We start from the raw sequence: 23,897 nt of genomic DNA, 5'->3' as shown, positions 1-23,897 counted from the left end.
GCTTCCCTTTGCTTCAGCCGTCCCGATCCTTGGCCGGCACCAGTATCAGCTCGCGTCCTTCCACCCGCCAGGACGCGAGCTGCGTCAGAAAGTTCATGCCCAATATGTCGACATTTCCCAGCGCCGGGGAAATGATCACCTTGAGGTTGCGGGCTTCCATTCCGCCGACCTTCAGACGCGCAACGGTGCCGGTGTCGGCCCGGATGGTTCCGTTCGCCGTCCGCATGAGGACCGGCACCAGACCATCGTCCACGCTGACCGCGGCCTGGCGCGCAGTCTCCCGGGAGAGCGCCGTCACCGTCGCGCCGCTGTCGATCAGCATCCGGCGCTTCACGCCATTGAGTTCGGCCCGTGCCCAGAAATGGCCATCTGCCGCCATGCGGATGCGGATCATATCCCCCGTCACCTGCTGGCTGCTAAGGCCCAATCGGTTCATCAGCGGGCTCAGATTGGGTCGAACGGGGCCTGTTGCGCAAGGATCAGAAGGCACAGCGCCAGCAGGGCCACCGATAGGAGGGCGCGGAGGACGCGTCCGATGAAGGGAATGTTGAAGAGCAGGATGAGGAAGACGGCGCCTGCCAGTGCATAGGGAAGAAGGCGTTGCCATTCGGGATTGGTCGCGATGTCCATCGCCTTCGAACCGATGGAAACGCCGTTTGATCCCGGAGCGCGCAGTCGCTTGCCGCCAGCGGTCTGCGGCATGCCGGCGCTCCATCGGCGGATGGAATGTTGCGCGCCTCCCTTCCCCGCGCCAATCTCACAGATCGGCGCAAAAGCGTTGCCGATGAACTGCTTAGCGGGCGCAATCCCCTTCGGGGGCTGGCGTGAAAAGGGAACAGGCCGATGCGACGTAGGGGTCGACGCGGAGGGTTTGCGCAGTCCGGATCGATCGCGCGGGACACGACCGCAGCGCTTTTCCTGGGGGGCATGATGATGACGCCCGCCGAAGCGGAGGCGCAGACGGCGCTCCGCTTCTGGGATGGCAGCGATCCTGAACTGCACGCCAATGGCGCCGTAGACGGGGGGTCCGGCCTCTGGCGCATGACGGAACCGAGCTGGACCGACAGCAACGGCGTCATCAACGGCCCGATGCGCCCGGTGCCCGCCTTTGCGATATTCCAGGGAAGGCCGGGAACGGTCACCATGGACGACAGCCAGGGCGTGCCGTCCGTCACCGGCATGCTGTTCCGGTCGGACGGCTATCGCCTCACCAGCGGGTCGTTGAAGCTGGACGGCGGCGCCTATACCTCGATCCGGTCGGAAATGGGCACCACCACCCGGATCGATGCGGAACTGACCGGCACGGGCGGCGTGTTCTTCAACGATCTGGGCACGGTCGTGCTGACCGGCAAGAACAGCTATCTGGGCAACACGCGGGTGGATGGCGGCACCGTCATTGGCAATGTCCATTCGATCCGGGGCGATCTGGAAAATGGCGGCACCGTGATCTTCGGCCAGGAGGAGGACGCGACCTTCGCCGGGAATGTCAGCGGGGTGTTCAGCTTCTGGGGATATATGATCAAGCAGGGCGCGGGTGCCCTCACGCTGGGCGGCGGCAATGCACTGAACTGGCGGGTGGACGAGGGGCGGCTGATCGCCCGCGCCCAGGGATTTGGCGGCGATGTCGAAATCGGCGGTGGAGGTGCGCTGACCTTCTCCTCCGGCAACATGACGGGCGCGGAAACGGTATATCCCTATCGGCTATCCGGCAGCGGGGGATTCGACGTGACCGGCTCCGCAACGCTCTTGATGACCGGGCAATCGGGCGATTTCACTGGCGCCACCCGCGTCGAAGGCAGCGCATTGCGGGTCGATGGCGCGCTGGGCGGCACGCTTCGCCTTTCCGACGGCGGCGTGCTGAGCGGCACGGGCCGGGTCGGCGCGGTCGATGTCGGAGGCGGCGGCCGCCTGCTGGGCAGGGGTGGCGACACGCTCCACATGGCCAGCCTGAAGCTGGGTTCGGGATCGGTCGTCGTGGCCGCCCTGCGCCGGTCGGGCGATCCGGCATTGTTCGATATAGCCGGGAACCTGACACTCGACGGCATCCTCGACCTTGGCGGCAGCGATCCTCTGGAAGACGGCCTCTACCGGCTGTTCAGCTATGGCGGGCAGTTGACCGATCATGGCCTGGAACTCGGCGCTCCGCCGCCCGGACAGGTTCCAGGCAGGCTGTCGGTCCAGACGGCGATGGCGGGTCAGGTGAACCTGCTGTCCGGCGCGTCCGCACGCCCGCTGCTTTTCTGGGATGGCGGCGATCCAACGCGCCATTCCGACGGCAGGGTGGATGGCGGGCCCGGCACATGGCGCGCCGGGACGCCGGACTGGACCGGGGAGGATGGCGCGAGCAGCCGCACCGCCGATCCCGCCGCCTTCGCCATCTTTGCCGGGCGTGGCGGACAGGTGGTCCTGGACGACAGCGCGGGGGCATTGTCGACCGCGGGCATGCAGTTCGCCGTGACCGGCTACCAACTGTCGGGAAGCGAGCTGACGCTGGCGGGAGGCGACCGCACGGTCATCCGGGTCGGTGACGGAAGCGTCTGGAGCACAACGATGACCGCCGAAATCGCGGCGGCTCTGTCGGGCAACACCACGCTCGTCAAGCAGGACGCGGGCACGCTGATCCTGTCGGGCGTGAACGGCTATGCCGGCAATACGGAGGTTGCGGCGGGCACGCTGGTCGGCAATGCGCTGTCGATCCGCGGCGACATATCGAACGCGGCGACAATAGTGTTCGACCAGCGAACCAATGAAGGCTTTGCCAGTGGCATCCGCCCGCTTGGCGGCATTGCGGGCCGGATGGTGAAGCGCGGCAGCGGCGTTCTGACGCTCATGGGAGCAAGCACGCTGGACTGGCGGCTGGAAGAAGGGCGGCTGGCCACCGCCGCCAGCCGCTTCACCGGCGACGCCGTTCTGAACCCGGGCGCCGAACTGCTGTTCGAGGAACCGGGCGACAGCCGCTATGCAGGCACGCTGGCGGGTGCCGGCCGCTTCATCAAGGCAGGAACCGGCGATCTGACGCTGACCGGCGGATCGCGGGATTTTACCGGCGCCACGCAAGTGCGGTTCGGTCGCTTGACGGTCGACGGCGCGCTAGGCGGCGCGCTGGCGGTGGAGGGCGGCAGCCTTCTGGCGGGACGCGGCCGCCTGGGCTCGGTGCGGATCGCACCGGGAGGGATAATCGCGCCAGGGCCAGGCATCGCGACGCTCACGGTGGAAGGCGATCTGGAACTGTCGCCGGGCAGCCGTACGGAGATCGAGGTCGATCCATCGGGCACGGTCACTGACCGCATCGATGTGCTGGGCACGGCGACGCTTGGCGGCACGGTGGCGCATATCGGCGCGAACGGCGCATATCGGCCAAGCGCGACCTATACCATCCTCACCGCCCAGGCTGGAATCCGGGGGCGGTTCGACACGGTCACCTCCTCCTTCGCCTTCCTGACGCCGAGCCTTGGCTATTCGGCCAATGCGGTCACCCTGACGCTCAGGCGCAACGACGTCCGGTTCGATGAGGTGGCCGCCACGTCCAACCAGCGCGCCGCCGGAGCCGCGCTCCAGACACTGGGTTCGGGCAATGCGGCCTATGACGCCGTGCTGCTGAGCGATGCGGACACGGCGCGCAATGCCTTCGACCGGCTTTCCGGGGCGTTCCACGCCTCGATCCGTACGGCGCTGGTGGAGGCCAGCGGCCTTTCGCGCGATGCCACGCTGGAACGGCTGCGCGGTTCGGCCGACGACCGGCCGGGGCCTGCCTATTGGGGGAAGGCGCTTGACGAATGGGGCAACCGGCGGGGCCATGACAATGCGTCGGTCGTGGCGCAAGGTTCGTCGGGCGCCTTGTTCGGGGCCGAATGGCAGGTGCCGGAAACGACGCTGCGGCTGGGTATCGTCGGCGGCCATCATCGCGCCGCCATGAGGGCGCAGGGCTATGCCGACATCGACAGCTACCATGCCGGTTTCTATGGCGGCGCTGCGCTGGCGCCAGTCACGCTGCGCGGCGGTCTTATCGTCAGTTGGCAGGACATTGACGCGCGACGCTCGGTCGCCTTCGCTGGGTTCGCGGATAGCCTCAGCACACGGTACCGCGCCACGACGACCCAGGCCTTTGCCGAGGCGGCCCATCGCTTCGCCCTGTCCGCCGGAGCGCTGGAACCCTTCATCAGCATGGCGCATGTGCAGCTTCGCGTCGGAAAAGGGCAGGAAAGCGGCGGCAGCGCGGCGCTGGCATTGGGCGGGGATTCGATGCGGACCAGCTTCGCGACCGCCGGTCTGCGCGGCGACACCCGGCTGCAATGGGGCGCTTCATCGCTGACCTTGCGCGCATCGGCCGGTTGGCAGCATGCTTTGGGAGATCAGCTTCCGGTGGTGGGAGCCGCCCTGGGCGGCCAGCATTTCCATGTGACGGGCTTGCCGATCGCCCGCGACACGCTGGTCAGCGAGATCGGGCTGGAAGCGGCGGTGGGATCGAACATGCGGATCAATCTCGGCTACAGCGGCGCGCTCTCGCCGGCCAGTCAGAACCATGCCGCGCGGGTGGGGCTGCTATGGCAATTCTGACGAAGAAAGCCGCGCCGCATGGATAATGGCCGAAGAAGCGACATGAGGGCGGAACGAGTCCCGCGGACGGGCGTCTCCTGAATCACCATGAAGACAGGCGACGATATTTTGGCGCAAGATGCGGCGGTCATGGCCCATGACGCCCGCCGGCTGTCGCCCGGGCCGTGAAGGTCGCGACCTACAATGTGAACGGGGTCAACGGCCGGCTCCCTGTCCTGCTTCGCTGGCTGGCCGAGGCGCGGCCTGACATCGTCTGCCTTCAGGAACTCAAGGCGCCCGACGAGAAGTTTCCGGAAGGGCCGATCCGTGACCTTGGATATGATGCGGTCTGGCATGGCCAGAAAAGCTGGAACGGCGTGGCGATCCTCAGCCGCGTCGGCGAAATCCACGAAACCCGGCGCGGCCTGCCCGGCGATCCCGACGACAGCCACAGCCGCTATATCGAGGCGGCGGTGAACGGCATCCTCATAGGCGGCCTCTATCTTCCCAATGGCAATCCCCGCCCCGGCCCCAAGTTCGACTATAAGCTCCGCTGGTTCGACCGGCTGATCGACCATGCCGCCGGGTTCATCGACCAGCGACTGCCGGTCGTGCTCGCCGGCGACTTCAACGTCATGCCCACGGACCTCGACGTCTATAAGCCGGAACGCTGGCGCGACGACGCGCTCTTCGCGCCGGAGGTCAGGGCAGCCTATTTCCGTCTGCTCGACCAGGGCTGGACGGACAGCCTCCGCACGCTTCATCCCGATGAAACCATCTACACCTTCTGGGATTATTTCCGGAACGCCCATGCGCGCAATGCGGGACTCAGGATCGATCACCTGCTGCTCAGTCCGGCCCTTTCGAACCGGCTCGTCGCCGCCGAAGTGGATCGCGACGTGCGCGGCTGGGAAAAGACCAGCGACCATGCGCCGGTCTGGATCGAACTGGCGGATGCGCCGCCGCCGCGCGCCAGGGAGAAGGGATGATGAACGCCTCTGCCATGCTTTCCGGCGGCTGCGCCTGCGGCGCGGTGCGTTATGCGCTTCATTCCCCGCCCTTCGATGCAGGTTATTGCCACTGCCGGCTATGCCAGTTGACGAGCGGCGCGCCGGTCATGGCCTTTGCCACGGTTCCGGTCGGGGACTTTCGCATCGTCGCGGGCGAACGCGCCGTCCGCCGGTCCTCCGACTTTGGCGAGCGCGGCTTTTGCGCCGCGTGCGGAACGCCTCTCACCATGCAGGTCGATCACCAGCCCGACACGATCGACTTCACGATTGCCACGCTTGACGATCCCTCCGCCCTTGCCCCTCAATTCCATATCTGGGATGCCAGCCGCATTGCCTGGTTCGAAATGGCCGATGCCTTGCCGCGCCATGCCGGTTTCCGGCCCGATACGGTGGGACTGGACGATGGCGTTTCCGGCGGCGATTCCTCAGCCAGCAGAGGTGCATGGCTGTCGTCGAGCGCAACGAGTTCGGGCGCGCGGTGATGGAGGCGTCGGCAACGGTTCGATGACCAATTTCATCTTCCGGTCCCCTTCCGTCCGCCCCGCCCTATCTTCGCGTCGCTATCTTCCCGATGGCCGATAGAAGCGCGGCGGGAAAGGAGCGGCCGGCGAGCCTTTGGGATCGCGCAGTTCGTTCCGCTCCCCGGCATCCGGGCTGAGCGGAATCTGCATGCCGCCCGTTTCCTCCAGCATCCGGAACAGCTTCGCGCTCATCCGTTCGGCCAGTTGCTCATGCCCCGGCCTGGCCAGCAGATTGTCGCTCTCCTGCGGATCGGCCGCCAAGTCGTAGAGTTCGTCCACGTCCCAGATGCCGTGGAAGTGGATATATTTATACCGATCCTCGCGCAGGGCATGGACGGTCGGCGTCTGCGGGAAGTTGCGTTCCCAATAATATTCATAAACCAGATCCTTGCGCCACGGGACCACCCGTCCCTGCGCCAGCGGCAACATGTCCATGCCGGCAAGCCCATCCGGCGCCTCCAGCCCCGCGGCGGCGAGCATGGTGGGCGCAACGTCGAGATTGGCGACGATGTCGTCCACCGTCCGCGGGCCGAAGAGGGAGGGACAACGCATCAGCATCGGCACGCGCATCGATTCCTCATAGGCAGCGCGCTTGTCGATCAGCCCATGTTCCCCGAACATGAACCCGTTGTCGCCCATATAGAGGATCAGCGTGTCGTCCAGATCGCCCCTTCGTTCCAGCAGGTCCATGATACGCGCCAGTCCTTCGTCGACGGCCAGCAATGTTTCCATATAGCGCTTGTAATAGTCGGCGATGTCGAGCTTGCCGTGATAGGCATAGTCGACGCCGTGCCAACTGTTGCGCTGGTTTTCGACCCACATCGGCCGGCCCGGAACATCTGGCTTCATCGTGTCCGGATAGCGGAACGTCTCCCCGGAATAGCGCCCTGCATGCCGCTCGGCCGGAATGAACTCCGAATGGACGGCCTTGTGCGCCAGATGCATCATCCACGGGCGCTTGCCGTCGCGCTTGCCGATCCAGTCTATCGCATAGTCGGTCAGTTCGTCGGTGATATAGCCCCTTTGCGGCACCTTGCGGCCATTGACGTTCAGGCCATCCTCGCCCGGCAGATAGGTGCCCTGCCCCTTGAAGCTGACCCAATGGTCGAAGCCGGGCTGGGGCTGGTCCGTTTCCTGCCCCATGTGCCATTTGCCGATGAAGGCGGTCTCATAGCCCGCCTGCCGGAGATATTCAGGATAGTAGATGAGGCCGGCCGGTATCGGATGATTATTGTCCACCACCCTGTGCTGATGTGCATAGAGCCCGGTGAAGATCGTGGCGCGACTGGGCGAACACAGGGCGGTGGTGACGAAGGCGTTCCTGAAATGCACCCCCTCCCGCGCCAGCCGGTCCAGCGTCGGCGTCTCCCCGAAGGATTGCGCCTTCATGAAGCCGATCGCGTCGTAGCGATGATCGTCGGTGAGGACGACCAGGATATTCTTCGGCCTGGTCCCCGCGCGGCGGCGCAGCTTCAACCGCTTCTTTTTGGCCGGAACGGCCGCGGCATCCGCCGTCGCCCAACTGTAAAGGCCGAATGCCCCCGCGCTGCCGGCCAGCAACAGGCCGCGCCGGTCCAGCTCGTCCGCCATCACGGCCGTCCCATATGCGAATAGGGATCGGTCTGTCCGGCCAGCCAGGGGTCTTTGGTCGCCGCCCGCATGGCATGAAGACGTTCGGCCAGCGTCCGCTTGACCCCGGCATAGGCGGGATCGGCGGCGACGTTCCCCAGCTCATCCGGATCTCGCGTCAGGTCGTAAAGCTCCTCCGCGTCCCGCTTGAGATAGGCTGCCTGCGTCCTCTTCCCCAGGCGGATGGCGGGATCGGCGCTGATCGCCTTCCACGCCGGAGAACCCGCCACGTCTCCGGCGATGGGATAGTCCAGCGGCGAGGCGAGGTTGAGAATATAGCTGTGCGTCCGCGTGCGGATGGCCCGCATGGGATAATATTGGTTGATCTCATGAAAGTCGTGGCTGGCGAACACGGCGTCGCATTGCGGATCGGCGCGGCGGCCCAGCAGCGGCAGCAGCGAACGGCCGGAAAGCGCATAGGCGGTCGGCGCGGCGACGCCGGTCCATTCCAATATGGTCGGCGCGATGTCGACCCAGCTCACCATCGCATCGTTGACCGCGGTCGCGCTTCCCGGGGCGCGGATGATCAGCGGCAGGTGCAGTCCGGCGTCGTAGAGATTGGTCTTCGCGCCGGGAAAGGGCCGCCCATTGTCGCTGAGGAAGATCACCAGCGTATCGTCGGCGCGGCCGGTCGCGGCAAGATCGTCCAGGACCATGCCGACCCCGCTGTCCAGGCGGCTGACGGACTCATAATATTCCGCCAGGTCGGCTCTGACGGCCGGCAGATCGGGCAGATGGGACGGAACGGGCACTTTGCGCGGATCGTAGCGGGCCGGCTTCACGCCCGGCCACGGCCGGTCGTTGCCATAATCGACGGCGGCGCGATGCGGATCGCTATAGGCGATGGTGACGAAGAAAGGCCGATCGTCCGTGGAGCGGATGAAGCTGGACGCCGCAATCGCCAGTTCGCGGACATCGCGGATGCCCGACCGTTCGGGCACAAGTTCCGCCTCATAGGGAAAGGCCGAGTCCGGCCCCACATGCTTCTTGCCCACAAGCGCCGTCGCATGGCCCGCCCGCCGCAGGAGCGAGGGCAGCGTTTCTATTCCCGGCAGCAACGACTGGTGATGGATGTCGTGCTGGAGCCCGTACATGCCGTTCTGGTGCGTGTAGAGCCCGCTATTGATCACCGCCCGGCTGGGACTGCAGGAGGATACGGCGGCAAAGCCCTGGGTGAAGCGCGTCCCCTCCCCCGCCAGCCGATCGATGCGCGGGGTGCGGATCGGCACGCCATAACAGCCGAGGTCCAGGCCCTGATCGTCGGAAATCAGCAGCAGCACGTTGCGCGCCCTGCCCCGCCGCGTCTGGGACAGGCCGGTCGGGGCGACGGACGCTGCCGCCGCCCCGGCCATTCCCTTCAGAAGGTCGCGCCGGTCCATCAGCGATCAGAAATTGACCGCGGCGCTGAACCGGAAGGATCGGCCCAGGATCGGGCGCGCCAGGATCGGGCCGGAGCCTTGCCCGCCGATGATGCGCGGATTGCCCTCCGTCAATCCGATCTCGTCGGTCAGGTTGTTGCCCGTGACGGCCAGGCGGATGCGGTCGTTGACGGTGACAGCCACGCCCGCGTCAAGCTGGTAGAAATTCGGCAGCAACTGGTTGTTCTCCGGATCGGAGAAGCGGTCCCCGGTATATTGCAGCGTCGCGAAGACGGAGGGTTTGAGGCTGCCCACCGTCACTTCATAGGCAGGGGTGACGCGCCAGGCCCATTTGGGCTGCCGCTGCACGCGGTTGCCGGTGTTGTCGATCGTGCCGCCGCCGCTGAAAAAGCCGCGATAGGTGGCGTCCAGCCAGGTCAGCGCGCCGGAAATGCTGAACCCCTCGAACGGCCGCAGCGCGCCTTCCAGTTCCACGCCCGTCGCCTTCGCGCCGCCATTCGAACTGATCGGCACATTGTTGATCAGCGTCGTGGTGGCAAGACCATCGAACTTGTTGTGGAATACCGTCGCATAGAGATTGGCGAAGGCAGTCGATATTTTCACGCCCGCCTCATAGGTATCCACCTCGGCAACGGCGGCAAGACCAGTCTTGTCTGCAATATTGGTGGCGGACGCCTCGCGCAGATTGTCGAATTGCGGGAAGCTGTTGCCCCGACTGTACCGGGCGAACACACCGATCTCCCGGCTGAAATCGTAATTCGCGCCGACGGTCCACGACCAGGCCGAGTCCCGGTAACGGATTGAGCGTGGCGGCCCCAGCCGAGTAATCGCATTGTCGTACAATGTGTTGGGATTGCCATCCAGATCGAACGAACCGCCATCGGCCGATGTGCTGAGCGTCGCATCGACCACATGGCGCTGCCACCGCACGCCGCCATCCACGCGCAGTTCGGGCGTGATCTGCAATTCATCCACCGCGTAGAAGGCATAGTCCTTGCCCTCATAATTGCCGCGCACCTGGAAGGCGGGCCCGCTGGAGAAACCGTTGAGCGTCGCTGCCTGCAACACCCCGGCTCCACTGGTCAGCGTCATGTCGAGCCGCCGCGCATTGGGTTCCGCCTGCAACAGCACCTGATTGCCCAGCACCCATTGGTCGCGGGTGGTGTAGTCCGCGAAATAATAGCCGCCGGTCAGCTTGTTGTTGCCCGATGCCCATTCCAGCGCGCTGTCTGCGACGAAGGAGGAGATCTTCTTGCGCACTTCCCAGATGCCGGCGCGCAGCACCTGCGTATTGGCTCCGGTCGGAACCACGCCACCGCCATTGGCATAGGTGAGCGAGGCCAGCGTCGCGCCCGTTCCGCCCAGCGTCTGCACCATGGCGGAAGCGGCTACCGGCGCCGCCACCGGCACCAGCCCGACCGTGTCGGCGCGCCCGCCCAGGAAGCTCATGCGCTCGCGGAAACGCAGCCCGTCGACCAGTTCGTAGTCGAAGGTGATGCCGGTGTTGATCACCTTGGCCCCGCGTCCGTCGGCCAGATCGACGGCGCGCCCGACCAGATTGGTGACGCGGCGCGTATCCGGACCGTTCAGCGTGTCCGTCCCCGCATCGAAGCCGGGATAGGCGCTGATCTTGCCGCCGTTCGAGACGACGGGGATCGGCAGCAGCCACTGGCCGTGATCGTTGAGATAGCGGGCATATACCTCCACCGAACCGCGGCCGCCAAAGTCATGATGGATGTTCGCGGTGATCTGGCCGCCCTTTTCCGCCCGATAGCGCGGATCGCGAATGCCGTTGCCCTGCGCGTAGAAGCCGCCGACCATGAAACCCGTGTCGGGGCCGAGCGGGCCGGAGACCCAGGCGTCGCCGCGAATCTCGTCATAATCGGTATAGGAAATCTTGGCGGAACCCTTGAAATCCGCCCCGCCGATCCGCGGCACGACGTTTACGGTCAGGCCCGGCTGGCCGCTGGAGAAGAGGGAGCCGGTGCCGCCGCGCACCGCTTCGACGCGCTGCACCGTCTCGTCCAGCCGGATGAGTTGCGAGTTTTCCAGGAAGGACAATGTCGGCGGCGGAAAGATCGGCACGCCGGCAAGCTGGAAGGTCACGAACTGCGCGTCGCCACCCGACGGATAGCCGCGCACGAAGATATTGGCGCCGTTCTGGCCACCGGAGCTTTCCGCCATGACGCCCGGCACGGTGCGCAGAAGGTCGGCGGTGCTGTTGGGCGCCGCCCGCGTGATCGCTTCGCTATTGAGCGAGGTGACGGCGAAGGACGCATCCTGCCGCCGCGTGCCCGCGCCGGCGGTGCCGACGACCACGATCTCCACGTCGCTGGCTTCTTCCGGCGGAGCGGCGCTGCCGCCTGCAACCTGGGCCAGGGCGGGAAAGGCGGTGAAAAAGGCGCTGACGGTAACACCCGCCATCAGGCGGCGTTGAAGGCTTTTCGGCATGACTTCCTCCCTCTTCCGAAGTCGGCGCGATCGATGCCCCGCCGATCTGCCGCTGACATACTGCATCTGTTTTCGATGACGGAATGGAAAGTGCATCCATAGCCGCTATGCTCTTCTTTTTTCCGCGCAATCGTTGCATTAATGTCTCAATGGAGAGAGGTTTTCCTTTGATCCCTCCGGTGAAGAGAGCGAGAAGAAGCCGGTCCGCGCGGCACGGGAGCGCATCATAATAAAGTCTTCGGTCAAGGAGAGAGGAACCATGCACGTCCGATCGGCCATGAAGTCGTCGCCCTGGCGGCGTATCGTCATGCTGGCTGCAATATTGACGCTGCCGGCGTCGATTTCGGCCCAAACCTCCCCGGCGGAGATTTATGGCGACCTGTTCCGGGCCGTGCAAACGCAGCGGCTGTTCCCCGACGGCAAGACCTTCGTCGACGCAGTGCCCCGGCGCGCGCCGGACGCGATCATGGCCGATTTCCGAAGCAGCAGGCCGCAGGACAAGGAAGCGCTGCGCAGCTTCGTCCTTGCCAATTTCGCCGTGCCGGGCGTCAATGACCGTAACGCCGGCACCCTGCGCCGGCACATCCGGACGCTCTGGCCCACGCTGGTGCGCCAGCCCGAAGCCGTGGCGCCGGGCAGTTCCGCCCTGCCGATGGAGGCGCCCTATGTCGTGCCGGGCGGCCGCTTCCGCGAAATCTATTATTGGGACAGCTATTTCACCATGCTCGGCCTGGCCGTCGACGGGCAGCAGCCGCTGATCGAATCCATGCTGACGGATTTCACGGCGGCCATCGAGCGCTATGGCCATATTCCCAACGGCATGCGCAGCTATTATCTGGGCCGGTCGCAGCCGCCCTTTTTCGCGCTGATGCTGGGCCTGTCGAAACAGGGCGATCCCACGGTCGACGCCCGACGGCTTGCCGCGTTGCGCCGCGAATATGATTATTGGATGAGGGGCGCCAGCTGTGTCGACGCCGGCGGCGCATGCGCGCGGGTCGTCAAAATGCCGGACGGCACGCTGCTCAACCGCTATTGGGACGATGTTCCGCAGCCCCGCGACGAATCCTATGCCGAAGATGTGGCGACGGCGGCAGAGGACCGGACGCGCCCCGCCCAGGCGCTCTACCGCCATCTGCGCGCCGGGGCGGAAAGCGGATGGGACTTCAGCAGCCGCTGGCTAGCGGACCCGCGCCGGCTTTCATCGATCCGCACCGCCGACATCGTGCCCGTCGACCTCAACAGCCTGATGCTGATCGTGGAGGAGACCATCGCCCGCCGTTGCGGCGAAGCGCGGGACGGCGCCTGCGCCGATCGCTTCACCCGTCTGGCAAGGCAGAGGCGCGGAGCGCTGGACCGCTATTTCTGGGTAGCGCGCGAGGGCCGCTATGCCGATTGGGACCGCACCGCCCGCAAGCCGACGCCGGTTCTGTCGGCCGCCACGCTCTACCCGCTGTTCGCCGGCGCCGCTTCGCCCGCCCAGGCGAAGGCGGTCGGCGCGACCGTGCGGAGCCGGTTGCTGGCGGTGGGCGGGCTGCGCACAACGACGCTGCGCACCGGCCAGCAATGGGATACGCCCAATGGCTGGGCGCCGCTGCAATGGATCGCGATTGCGGGACTTGAGCGGTCGGGTGAAGCCGCGCTGGCGCGCGAAATCGCCAGGCGCTGGCTGGGCACGGTGACGGCCGCCTATGTCGAGACCGGCCGGATGCTGGAAAAATATGATGTGGAGAAACGCAAGCCCGGCGGCGGCGGCGAATATCCGACACAGGACGGCTTCGGTTGGACCAATGGCGTGACCAGCGCGATCATGGAGAAATATCCCGAACTTGCTACCGAATGACGCGCAATGGCGCTGGGCGGGGCTGACGTCCGGGCTGAAATTTTACTGATCCAGATCAGACTGCGCATCCTATTCGCATCCCACGCATTTGACCGAGGCAGCCATCAGGGCCGCCGAGGGAGGCTCCATGCCGGACGATACCGAAGACAGGATTCGAGAGCGCGCCTATGCCATATGGGAGGCGCAGGGCCACCCCGAAGGATTGGCCGAGGATCATTGGCGGCAGGCCGAGGCGGAGATCGGCGGACTTCCGGAGGACAGCACCCTCCCCAATCCGCTGGCGACCGGTGCCGCCGCCGAGCTGCTCTCCAGGCCCGCCTCCCGAACGAAATCGGCCTGATCCGTCCATTCCAGCATAGCCGGAGCCCGCTTGAGCCAATATCCCGACCGCCTTGAGGGCGGATCACCCTACCCCCTGGGCGCCACCTTCGACGGGTTGGGCGTCAATTTCGCCCTTTTCTCCGCCAATGCAGACCGGGTTGACCTCTGCCTGTTCGATCCGAAAGGCCGCAAGGAAATCGCCCGCCTGACCCTGCCGGAATGCACGGATGAGGTCTGGCACGGCTATCTTCCCGATGCGCGGCCCGGCCTGCTCTATGGCTATCGCGTGCACGGACCCTATGCGCCGGAACAGGGGCATCGCTTCAACCCGAACAAGCTGCTGCTCGACCCCTATGCCCGGCGCCTGACGGGCAGCCTGCGATGGAACGACGTGCTGCACGGCTATCCGGTACGGGGGCGGCGCACCGATCTGGGCTTCGACCGGCGGGACAGCGCGGCGGCCATGCCCAAGGCGGTGGTGACTCATGACAGTTTCGACTGGTCCCGCGACGTGCGGCCCAACGTGCCCTGGTCGGAAACCGTCATCTACGAAGCCCATGCGAAGGGACTGACCAAATTGCTGGAGGCCGCGCCGCCGCAGGAACGGGGCACCTTCGCCGCGCTCGCGCACCCCAGGGTCATCGACCATATGAAGCGACTGGGCGTCACGACGCTGGAGCTGATGCCGATCCACGCCTTCGTGCAGGACCGCTTCCTTCAGGAAAAGGGGCTGCGCAACTATTGGGGCTATAACACGCTCAGCTTCTTCGCGCCGGAACCCAGCTATTTCGCCGGGGATACGCATGATGAACTGCGCGTCGCGGTGCGCCGGCTGCATGCCGCGGGGATCGAGGTCATTCTCGACGTCGTCTATAATCATAGCTGCGAAGGGAGCGAACTGGGGCCGACCCTGTCCTGGCGCGGTATCGACAATGCGACCTATTACAGGCTGGTGCCGGGCGAGCCACGCTATTGCCTGAACGACACCGGCACCGGCAACACCTTCAAACTGACCCATGCCCGCGTGATCCAGATGGTGGCGGATTCGCTGCGTTACTGGGCGACCAGCTTCGGCGTCGACGGTTTCCGCTTCGACCTGGGGCTGACGCTGGGGCGCACCGACCATGGGTTCGATCCCAATGCCGGGCTGTTCGACGTGCTGCGGCAGGACCCGATATTGGGCCGGCTGAAGCTGATCGCGGAACCATGGGACGTCGGCATGGGCGGATACCAGCTCGGCAATTTCCCGCCGGGTTTTGCCGAATGGAACGACCGCTTCCGCGACACCACCCGCCGCTTCTGGCGCGGCGATCCGGGGCAGCGCGCCGATCTCGCCGCGCGGCTTTCCGGGTCCGGCGACCTGTTCGACCGCCGCGCCCGCCGGCCCTGGGCCAGCGTCAATTTCCTCACCAGCCATGACGGCTACACGCTGGCCGACCTCGTTTCCTATGAGGAGCGGCATAATGAGGCCAATGGAGAGGATAATCGCGACGGGCATGACAATAATCTCTCGCGCAACTGGGGCGCGGAGGGACCGACGGACGATCCCGCCATCAACGACATGCGCAACCGGGTGCGGCGGGCCATGCTGACGACGCTGCTCGCCTCGCTCGGCACGCCGATGCTGGTGGCGGGGGACGAGTTCGGGCGGACCCAGGGCGGCAACAACAATGCCTATTGCCAGGATAATGAGATAAGCTGGCTCGACTGGTCGATGATGGAGGGCGAGGCCGGCCAGGCCTTGTTCGACTTCACCGCCCGGCTAATCGCCCTGCGCAGGAGCCATCCCGTGCTGCGCGCATCGACCTTTCTCTACGGCCAGGACGGCCCGGGCTCCGGTGTGGGCGACATCGAATGGTGGGACGAGCGCGGGAACCCGCTGAGCGAGGAGGACTGGAACAATCCGGAGGGGCGCGCGCTGGCGATGCGCCGCGCGCACCGATTGGAGGACGGACGGGTAGAGGCCCTTTCGTTGCTGTTGAACGCCAGCGATGCGCCCATCGACTTCCACCTGTCGGCGCCCTCCGCTTCGCATGAAGTGCTGATCGACAGCGCCCAGCCCGAGCGGGAATCGTTCGAGATCGCCGGCGATTATGGCGTGCAGGCCCATTCGGCCGTGCTGGTGCGCTGGGTGGGCGAGAAGCCGGACGCATGACGCTCTGGGGCCCTGTCGAACTGGAAGAAGGCCGCTGGCGCTTCCGCCTCTGGGCACCGGACCGGGATGCGGTGACGCTGGAGATCGAAGACGCCGCGCCGATCGCCATGGCCGCGCAGGCGGACGGATGGTTCCTTGCCGAAGCGCCCGCCGGGCCCGGAACGCGCTACCGCTTCCGCCTCGATCCGGAACGGGCGGTGCCCGACCCCGCCTCCCGACGGCAATCCGGCGGAGTCCATGGGTGGAGCGTCATCACGGCGCTCGACCCGCCGGCCGAAAGCTGGCGCGGCCGTCCCTGGACCGAAACGGTCATCTATGAAATCCATGCCGGTCTTGCAGAGGGCTTCGCTGGAGTCCGGGCCCGGTTGCCGGAACTTGCGGAACTGGGCGTGACAGCGATCGAACTGATGCCGGTCAATGCCTTCAGCGGGGCACGGAACTGGGGTTATGACGGTGTCCTGCCCTTCGCCCCGGCCGAAGCCTATGGCTCGCCGGAAGACCTGCGCGCGCTGGTCGATGCCGCCCATGGCCATGGCCTCATGATCTTCATGGACGTGGTCTATAATCATTTCGGGCCGGACGGAAATTATCTCGGCGCCTATGCCTCGCCCTTCTTCCATGCGGAGCGGCATACGCCCTGGGGTGGCGCGGTCGCCGTGGACCGTCCTCCGGTCGCCGCCTTCTTCCGCGAAAACGCGCTGATGTGGCTCAACGACTATGGCTTCGACGGTCTGCGCTTCGATGCCGTCCATGCCATAGGCGACGACCGGTTCCTCGACTGGCTGGCGGGCGAAATCCGCGGCGCCATCGGGCCCCAGCGCCATGTCCACCTGATGCTGGAAAATGAACGCAACGATCCCGACCGGCTCATGCCCGGCCGCCGCTATGACGCGCAATGGAACGACGATTTCCACAATGTCCTGCATGTGCTGCTGACCGGCGAGCGGGACGCCTATTATGCCGACTTCGCCCGGCAGCCTACGGAAAAGCTCGCCCGCTGCCTCGAACAGGGCTTCATCTATCAGGGCGAAGCCTCGCCGCACCAGCAGGGCAGGACGCGGGGCGCACCCAGCGGGCATCTGCCGCCCACGGCCTTCATCGCCTTCCTCCAGAATCACGATCAGGTCGGCAACCGGGCGATGGGCGAGCGGATCATCGACCTGACCGATCCGGCGCGGCTCAGGGCGGCGACGGCGCTGCTGCTGCTGATGCCGCAAATCCCGATGCTGTTCATGGGGGAGGAGGTGGGCGCGCGCAGCCCGTTCCTCTTCTTCACCGATTTCCATGACGAACTGGCCGATGCCGTGCGCGAGGGGCGGCGGCGTGAATTCGCCGGTTTTGCCGGCTTTTCCAGCGCGGAAGCCCGCGCGCGCATTCCCGACCCCAATGCCATTGAGGCTTTCGGGCAATCCCGCATCGTCGCGGGCGAGGATGCGGAGGAATGGCGCGCCCTCTACCGCAATCTGCTTGCCCTGCGCCACGCCTATGTCGTGCCCGGTCTGGAAGGATGCCGCGCAATGGGCGCCCGGGCGCTGTCCCCGAACTGCGTCAGCGCCCGGTGGCGGCTGGGAACAGGCCGCCATCTTTCCATTCTGCTCAATCTGGGCGACGCACCCGTCGATCCGATCCTGGCCGATCCACCCCTGTTCGCCACCAATTCCCCCGGCGCCCCTGCCAGCTTCGCCGCTTGGATCGAGGAGCCATGAGCGACCTTCACCGCCTTGCCGCCGAAGCCGGGCTGATGCGATGCTGGACCGATGCCGATGGCGCGCGGCAGGAGGTCAGCGACGGCAGCCTGCGCGCCATATTGACGGCGCTGGACCTGCCGGCCGGGACGCCGGAGGAGATCGCCAGAAGCAGGGCCTCGCTCCGCCACCGGCTGGATCGCCTGCCGGCCATGATCACGGCGGACCGGAACAAGCCCATCCCCCTGCCCGACCGGCTGCATGACGCGCAATTGCTGGACGAAGCAGGCCATGCCGTCGACATCGGCATGGACAGCCTGCGTCGATCCGGCGTGGGGGAACCGGGCTATTACCGCCTGGAATCCGCACAGGGCAGCATCCGCATCGCCATCGCGCCGGATCGCTGCCCGCCGATAGGCCGCCGTTGCTGGGGTGTCGCCATCCAGATCCCATCCCTTCGCGGCTCCGGCGATTTCGGGGATTTCGGCACGCTTTGCGAGGCGGTGCGGCTGCTGGGCGCGAAGGGCGCCGATGCCGTGGCGATCAGCCCGGTCCATGCGCTGGACGACCCTGCCCGCTTCGCGCCCTATTCCCCTTCCAGCCGCCTTGCCCTCAACATCCTTTTCGGGGAAGCCGAGCCCATAGCCGCAGCGGATGGATCGGACCTGATCGACTGGAGCAAGGCCGGCCCGGCCAAATTGGCGGCGCTCCGCCGGACTGTCGGCGGTGACGACGCCGGCTTGTTGCAATCCCATGCCCGGCGTGGATTGGATGCCGTCCAGCAAGCGGCGCGGGAGGCGGGCATGGCCATCGGCCTCATCGCCGATCTTGCCGTCGGCGTCGATCCCGGCGGCAGCGACGCCCGATCCGATCCCGCCGCCTTTCTTCAGGGATTGCGGATCGGCGCGCCGCCCGACCCGCTCGGCCCCCGGGGGCAGGATTGGGGGCTGACGGGCTTTAGCCCGCTGGCGCTGGTCGAACGGGGTTTCGAACCCTTCATCGCCATGTTGCGCGCCAATATGCCCGCGGGCGGCGGCATCCGCATCGATCACGGCTTTGGCCTGCAACGGCTCTGGGTCGTGCCGGAGGGACGGGCGGCGAGCGAAGGCGCCTATCTCCGCTATCCGTTCGACGATCTGCTGCGGCTGGTGAAGCTGGAGGCGTGGCGCGCCCGCGCCATCGTGATCGCGGAAGATCTGGGCACCCGGCCTGCAGGCTTCAGCGCCGCGCTGGAGGCGGCGGGCATCCATGGCATGGCGGTGCTGCCCTTCTCGCGCGATGAGGCTGGCGAATTCCTGCCCGCCGCCGCCTATCCGGCGCGATCGGTGGCGATGAGCGGGACGCATGACACGCCGACGCTGGCGGGCTGGTGGACCGGACGCGATCTTGAGTGGAGCCACCTGCTGGATCGCGGCGGGGACAGCGGGGCGGAGCGGGACCAGAACCGCAAGGCGCTGTGGCGCGCCATCGGTGAAGCAACGCCCATGCCCGCGAAAGACGATCCGGACATGGTGATCGACCGGGCGCTCGCCTTTCTGGCCGGGACGCCTTCGTCCCTGCTTCTTGTTCCGATGGAGGATATGGTCGGCATGATCGAACAGCCCAATCTGCCGGGCACCGTCGACACGCATCCCAATTGGCGGCGGCGCCTGCCCGACAGGATGGAAAAGCTGCTCGACCGGCCGGATGTATCCCGCCGCATCGACCGGCTGAACCGGGAGCGGGGCGCTTGATCCCGCGCGCTACCTACCGCCTGCAACTGACCCGCGACTTCCCCTTCGCGGCGGCGGAGGACATCGTCCCCTATCTGGCGGCGCTGGGGGTGAGCCATGTCTATGCATCCCCGATCACGATGGCGCGCAGCGGATCGAGCCATGGCTATGACGTGATCGATCCGACCCGCATCAATCCCGAACTGGGGGGCGAAAGCGGCTTCCGCAGCCTCGTCGCCGCGCTTCGCGCGCGGGGCATGGGCATCGTCATCGACATCGTGCCCAATCACATGGGCGTGGCGGGCGGCGAAAACCCTTATTGGAACGACGTTCTTCGCCTTGGCCCGGATAGCCCCTATGCGGGCTGGTTCGACATCGACTGGCAGAGCGGTCCGCTGGTGCTGCCGCTGCTGGGGGCGCCCCTGACCCAAGCGATCGAGGATGGCGACATCAGGCTTTCAGCCGGAAACGATCCGCACCTGCTGCTCTATGGCGACCAACGGCTGCCGCTAAAGCCCGGATCGCTGGAACAGGAACCTGACGAGCTGCGCCGCCTGCTGGACATGCAGCATTACCGGCTGGTCCACTGGCGCGCCGCCAATGACCTGCTGAACTGGCGGCGCTTTTTCTCGATCAACGATCTGGCGGGCCTGCGGATCGAGGACGCCGCCATATTCCATGCCACGCACCGGCTATATTTCGACCTGTTCGGGGAGGGGCTGATCGACGGCGTGCGGGTCGACCATGTCGATGGCCTGTCCGACCCCGCCGCCTATTGCCGGTCCCTGCGCGCCGCATTCGATGCGATCCGTTCCGGACCGGATCGCGCCTATATCGTGGTGGAGAAGATCCTGGCCGCGGACGAGCCGCTTTCGCACGATTGGGGAGTCGACGGCACCAGCGGCTATGATTTCATGAGCGACATGACGGCGCTTCTCCACGATCCGTCCGGTGAAGCGCCGCTCCGGGCATTGTGGCAGAACCTCGATCCCGATCATGGCGATCCGGCCAGGGTGCTGCTGGAGGCGCGCCGCGACATGCTGTCCTGGCAGTTCGAAGGCCAGCTTGCCGCCTGCGTCGCTGCGTTCGCTGCCCTTGCCGGTTCGGCGCGGACCGCCGACGCCGCACTGGAAGCCGTCACCCCCGCAATGATCCGCAGGGCGATCGAACGGCTGCTCTGGGTCTTTCCCGTCTATCGCACCTATGGCGACGGCCGCGCTGCGCCGATGAGCGACGCGACGGTCCGTGAACGGGCCTGGAACGCCGTTCAGCCGCACCTCCCACCCGGCGAGGCAGAGGTGGCAAGGCATATCCTTGACTGGTTGGGAGGCACTGGTCCGGGCGATGCCGACTGCGCTGCGGAGGCCGTGCGGCGCTTCCAGCAGCTTTCCGCACCCATCGCCGCCAAGGGCGTGGAGGACACCGCCTTCTACCGCTACGCTCCGCTGCTATCTGCCAATGATGTGGGCGCCGATCCGGAACGGTTCGCCCTTTCTCCGGAGGAATTTCACCGAAGGGTGCAGGCCCGTGCAGAGGTCTTTCCCCATGCCATGCTCGCGACGGCGACCCACGACCATAAGCGCGGCGAGGATGTTCGTGCGCGGCTTGCGGTGCTGAGCGCCGTCCCGCGACTGTGGGAGGAGGCGGTCGGCCGATGGTCGCGCATGGCGGACGAATGCGGCGCCGACATTCATCCCGCTGATCGTTACCAGCTCTTTCAGACGCTTTTCGGCGCATGGCCGGCATCGGCCGATCGGGCTTTGCCGGAGGATTTTCCCGGCCGCATTTCCGGCTGGCTTGAAAAGTCCCTCCGCGAAGCGCGGCTGCGATCGAGCTGGGAACAACCCGAAGCGGGCTATGAGGCGGACGCCCGTAAGCTGCTGCATCACCTTCTGGCAAAACCGGAATTCACGCAGGACATGGGGGCCTTCGTGACGCGGCTCCTCCCCGCGGCGCGCGCCGACAGCCTGGTCCAGACCGCCCTCAAATTCACCCTGCCCGGCATGCCCGACATCTATCAGGGTAGCGAACTGGAAGACCTGAGCCTCGTCGATCCCGACAACCGGCGGCCCGTCGACTATGCACGCCGGCTCCGCCTGTTGGACCACGGCGACGTGGCAGAGGGGGAGAAGATGGCCCTCATCCAGCGCCTGCTCCGCTACCGGAAGGATCATCCCGACCTGTTCGCGCTGGGCAGCTATCGTCCGCTTTGCCCGGCTGGCCCCCTGGCGGCGCATATGTTCGCGTTCGAACGCCGTCATGCGGGCGTGCGCCTTTGCTGCGCCGTCATGATCCGCTGCGGACGGATTTTGACCGAACAGGGCGCCCTGCCCCCGGCCCAATGGTGGAGCGACAGCCGGTTGGAGGGTGATGTCGATCCGCTGGCAGCCGAAATGTTCGCCAGCACCCCCTATTTCATTAACCTGAGTGAATAAGGAGAAATGTCGAGGAACATAAGCAGGTTCCGCGAGTATACGCCAGAAGCGGCGATCTGTGTACCGGCCGCATCATGCAAAGCAGGCACGATGATCGACAGCAATATTCTTCCATGGTTGGCAGCCAATAGCGAAAATATCCAGTTGCACTTCAACGCGCATCATGAAAGCCACACGACGGTTGCGCGTCATCTTCTCCACCGCGAGCGGCTCGGCGACGTGCTGCATTTCGCCGGTCAGGACGCTCGCGCCGCCTGCATCGACAGCGGAACGCTCTGGGAATTGAGCATCCGGCATTGGGACGGCAGCGACACGCATCTGGCCGGCCCGTCGCTCGAACAATGTCTGGCGCTGGCTGAGGCCCTTCTGATCTCCTCGACGCGGGGTGCGCTCGCCGCCTGATCGCGGCGGCAGGTCATGTCCGGCAGGCTGCCGCAATCAGGGCAGGCCTATGCCCGTTATCTCCTCCAGCCTCTGAAGCAGCCGGTCCTGAAAGCCGGTGTCGGTCACTTCGCCGGCCGGCTCCTCCATCTGAAGATCGTGCCAATAGCGACCGCTGACCAGCGCCGCCGGGTCGTTGCTGGCGGCAAGCCAAACCTGAGTCCTGCGGCCTGTGTCTATGTCGACGGGCGCGCTGGCCCCGCCCATGCGCGCGCGCACCCATCCGGGGTCGACGGCGCTGCAGACGACATCCGGCCAGCGGCGCGACAGCGCGGCGGCAAGGGCAGCGACATGAAGCTTGGTCTCCGCATAGGCCTTGCCCGCGTCCCATTCGCGCTTTTCCCAGTCGAGATCGTCAAGGGAGCCCTCGCCGCCCCGATGCAGGCTGCTGCTGAGATAGACGAGGCGTGACGGCCGATCGATGAGGGCGGTGAGCATATAGGGCGCCAGGCTGTTCACGGCGAAGATCGTCGCATGTCCCGCTGCAGCCGGTCCCCGGTCCGCCGTGCTGTAGATCCCGGCATTGTGGATGATGGCGTCCATCCTGCCCAGGGCATTGACCTGAACGGCCACGTCGCGTGTTTCGGCGGCGCTGCCGAGATCGCCCACGACAAGCCCGCCGGACCGGTTGCCCAGCCCGTCCAGTGCCGCGGCCCGCTCCGGCGAACGCGCATGCAGGATCACCTCATGCCCATCGTCCATCAGCGCTTCGGCGGCGGCACGTCCCAGGCCTTCGGTGCTGCCGGTTATGAAAATGCGCGACATATCGGCTCCTTCCTTTTGCCGGCTTTGCCCCGGCCATATCCAATTGTGAACAAGGATAACGCATGCCGAGGCATCCGGCAGCAGCCCGGAACGAACCAAACCGGTCCGGCAATGTACAACCCTTGCCTCAGGGCCGCTCGTTCATCAGCGTCCGGACCAGAAGCTGCATGCTGCCGTCGAATTTCGCGAGCATCACATGATCGTCCGCGGTTTCGAAATGGGTGATCAGCCCCTCTTCGGTCCATCGGTGGAGTGCATAGGCCGGCGGATCGGCAACGATCATCGGGCGGTTGTCCGGAGCGTCCGGGTCCATTGGCCGCATGTCGAGGGCAAGCTGCGGCGCGGTCGACGAGCAGATCGCAATGGTCGTGCCTTTCCACGGCGCCACTGCGGATCGGTGAATATGACCGCAGAGGATCGCTTGCAGATTGGGGCGACCGGCGATCGTCGCAGCGAAGCGCCGGACCCAGGCTTCTTCGGGATGGGTGTTCATCCAGTCGATGCCGACCTCCACCGGGGGATGGTGCATGACGATCAGCGTCGGAGTGATGCTGTCCTCGTCCAGCCGCGCGGCGAGCCATTGCGCGCGCCGCTCGCAGAAGGCGCCGCCATGACGCCCCGGCTCCAGCGTGTCGAGCATGATGATCCGCCGCCCATCCTGCGCGATCGCATAGTGGACGAAGCCATCCTCCTGGGGAATGTGGGGGAAATGCGCTGCGAAATGCGCCCGGTCGTCATGATTGCCCATGCAGGGCCACACCGGGAAATCGCACTGGCTGAAGGCGTTGGCGAGGCGGCGGTAGCTGTCCGCATCGCCCCGGTCGGTCAGGTCGCCGGTCGCCAGCAACAGATCGGGCCGGTTGGGACCATCATTCAGGGCACGCAGGACCTGGTCCAGCCGCTTGCGGTTGAACTCGGCGGGATTGTCCGGATCGAACCCCAGATGGATGTCCGTGACCTGCGCGATCAGCATTGGTCCTTGCTCCCCTTATTCGTGTCCTCGGCCACTCTTCGGCG

Annotated in this window: 17 protein-coding genes; 10 read left to right on the top strand and 7 right to left on the bottom strand. The window is 66.1% G+C overall.

The window, feature by feature from the left end; genetic code table 11:
* Positions 1-13: 13 nt before the first annotated feature.
* Positions 14-436, bottom strand: coding sequence for a TIGR02281 family clan AA aspartic protease (locus tag K7W03_RS11595; RefSeq protein WP_226870078.1), 423 nt, complete (start codon positions 434-436; stop codon positions 14-16).
* A gap of 8 nt (positions 437-444) precedes the next feature.
* The gene (locus K7W03_RS27785; protein WP_226870076.1) at positions 445-702 is read right to left on the bottom strand and encodes a hypothetical protein; all 258 of its coding nucleotides are present in this window, start codon (positions 700-702) and stop codon (positions 445-447) included.
* 225 nt (positions 703-927) lie between these two features.
* Here K7W03_RS27785 and K7W03_RS11590 point away from each other — a divergent pair, with 225 nt between their 5' ends.
* The 3 genes from K7W03_RS11590 (at position 928) to K7W03_RS11580 (ending at position 6,028) form a co-directional block, all read left to right on the top strand.
* Entirely contained in the window at positions 928-4,557 is a 3,630-nt protein-coding gene (locus K7W03_RS11590; protein ID WP_226870075.1) for an autotransporter domain-containing protein, read from the top strand.
* 164 nt (positions 4,558-4,721) lie between these two features.
* A complete protein-coding gene (gene xth, locus K7W03_RS11585) occupies positions 4,722-5,525 on the top strand; it encodes an exodeoxyribonuclease III (protein ID WP_140043359.1) in 804 nt (267 codons plus the stop codon).
* Positions 5,522-6,028: a GFA family protein gene (locus K7W03_RS11580; RefSeq protein WP_216614602.1), complete on the top strand. Its 507-nt coding sequence runs from the start codon at positions 5,522-5,524 to the stop codon at positions 6,026-6,028. Before xth ends, K7W03_RS11580 begins: the two co-directional genes overlap by 4 nt.
* Before the next feature lie 78 nt (positions 6,029-6,106).
* Here K7W03_RS11580 and K7W03_RS11575 read toward each other — a convergent pair whose 3' ends face one another.
* Genes K7W03_RS11575 through K7W03_RS11565 form a run of 3 tightly spaced genes read right to left on the bottom strand, consistent with a single transcriptional unit; the run spans position 6,107 to position 11,526 of the window.
* On the bottom strand, positions 6,107-7,657 hold the full coding sequence (locus tag K7W03_RS11575) for a sulfatase (protein WP_222886368.1): 1,551 nt from the start codon (positions 7,655-7,657) through the stop codon (positions 6,107-6,109).
* A complete protein-coding gene (locus K7W03_RS11570; RefSeq protein WP_222886367.1) occupies positions 7,657-9,075 on the bottom strand; it encodes a sulfatase-like hydrolase/transferase in 1,419 nt (472 codons plus the stop codon). Before K7W03_RS11570 ends, K7W03_RS11575 begins: the two co-directional genes overlap by 1 nt.
* A gap of 6 nt (positions 9,076-9,081) precedes the next feature.
* A complete protein-coding gene (locus tag K7W03_RS11565) occupies positions 9,082-11,526 on the bottom strand; it encodes a TonB-dependent receptor (RefSeq protein ID WP_222886366.1) in 2,445 nt (814 codons plus the stop codon).
* A gap of 259 nt (positions 11,527-11,785) precedes the next feature.
* Between K7W03_RS11565 and treA the strand changes: the two genes are divergently transcribed.
* From treA to K7W03_RS11530, 7 genes are all read left to right on the top strand, one after another.
* Positions 11,786-13,366 (top strand): alpha,alpha-trehalase TreA, encoded by a 1,581-nt coding sequence (gene treA / locus K7W03_RS11560; RefSeq protein ID WP_226870074.1) that lies wholly within the window; start codon positions 11,786-11,788, stop codon positions 13,364-13,366.
* A 127-nt stretch (positions 13,367-13,493) separates the two neighbouring features.
* Positions 13,494-13,706 (top strand): DUF2934 domain-containing protein, encoded by a 213-nt coding sequence (locus tag K7W03_RS11555; protein ID WP_025550207.1) that lies wholly within the window; start codon positions 13,494-13,496, stop codon positions 13,704-13,706.
* Between the two features lie 30 nt (positions 13,707-13,736).
* Positions 13,737-15,842 carry a glycogen debranching protein GlgX gene (gene glgX, locus K7W03_RS11550; RefSeq protein WP_103001018.1) on the top strand — a complete coding sequence of 702 codons (2,106 nt, stop codon included), beginning with the start codon at positions 13,737-13,739 and terminating at the stop codon, positions 15,840-15,842.
* Positions 15,839-17,548: a malto-oligosyltrehalose trehalohydrolase gene (gene treZ, locus K7W03_RS11545; protein ID WP_103001019.1), complete on the top strand. Its 1,710-nt coding sequence runs from the start codon at positions 15,839-15,841 to the stop codon at positions 17,546-17,548. Before glgX ends, treZ begins: the two co-directional genes overlap by 4 nt.
* Complete coding sequence (gene malQ / locus K7W03_RS11540) at positions 17,545-19,260, top strand: 4-alpha-glucanotransferase (protein ID WP_103001020.1); 1,716 nt, start codon at positions 17,545-17,547, stop codon at positions 19,258-19,260. Before treZ ends, malQ begins: the two co-directional genes overlap by 4 nt.
* Positions 19,257-21,674 (top strand): malto-oligosyltrehalose synthase, encoded by a 2,418-nt coding sequence (treY, locus tag K7W03_RS11535; RefSeq protein WP_103001021.1) that lies wholly within the window; start codon positions 19,257-19,259, stop codon positions 21,672-21,674. Before malQ ends, treY begins: the two co-directional genes overlap by 4 nt.
* 90 nt (positions 21,675-21,764) lie before the next feature.
* Positions 21,765-22,076, top strand: a complete 312-nt coding sequence (locus tag K7W03_RS11530) for a hypothetical protein (protein ID WP_044660774.1) — start codon at positions 21,765-21,767, stop codon at positions 22,074-22,076.
* Positions 22,077-22,112: 36 nt separating this feature from the next.
* Here K7W03_RS11530 and K7W03_RS11525 read toward each other — a convergent pair whose 3' ends face one another.
* Both K7W03_RS11525 and K7W03_RS11520 read right to left on the bottom strand, forming a co-directional pair.
* Positions 22,113-22,880: an SDR family NAD(P)-dependent oxidoreductase gene (locus K7W03_RS11525; protein WP_222886365.1), complete on the bottom strand. Its 768-nt coding sequence runs from the start codon at positions 22,878-22,880 to the stop codon at positions 22,113-22,115.
* A gap of 127 nt (positions 22,881-23,007) precedes the next feature.
* Entirely contained in the window at positions 23,008-23,853 is an 846-nt protein-coding gene (locus K7W03_RS11520; RefSeq protein WP_103001023.1) for a metallophosphoesterase, read from the bottom strand.
* Positions 23,854-23,897: the final 44 nt, after the last annotated feature.

Origin of the sequence: Sphingobium sp. PNB (assembly GCF_019873065.1) — a bacterium.
GTDB lineage: Bacteria > Pseudomonadota > Alphaproteobacteria > Sphingomonadales > Sphingomonadaceae > Sphingobium > Sphingobium fuliginis.
Note: the sequence above shows the minus strand (reverse complement) of the source record. Positions and strands in the feature narration are given on the sequence as shown.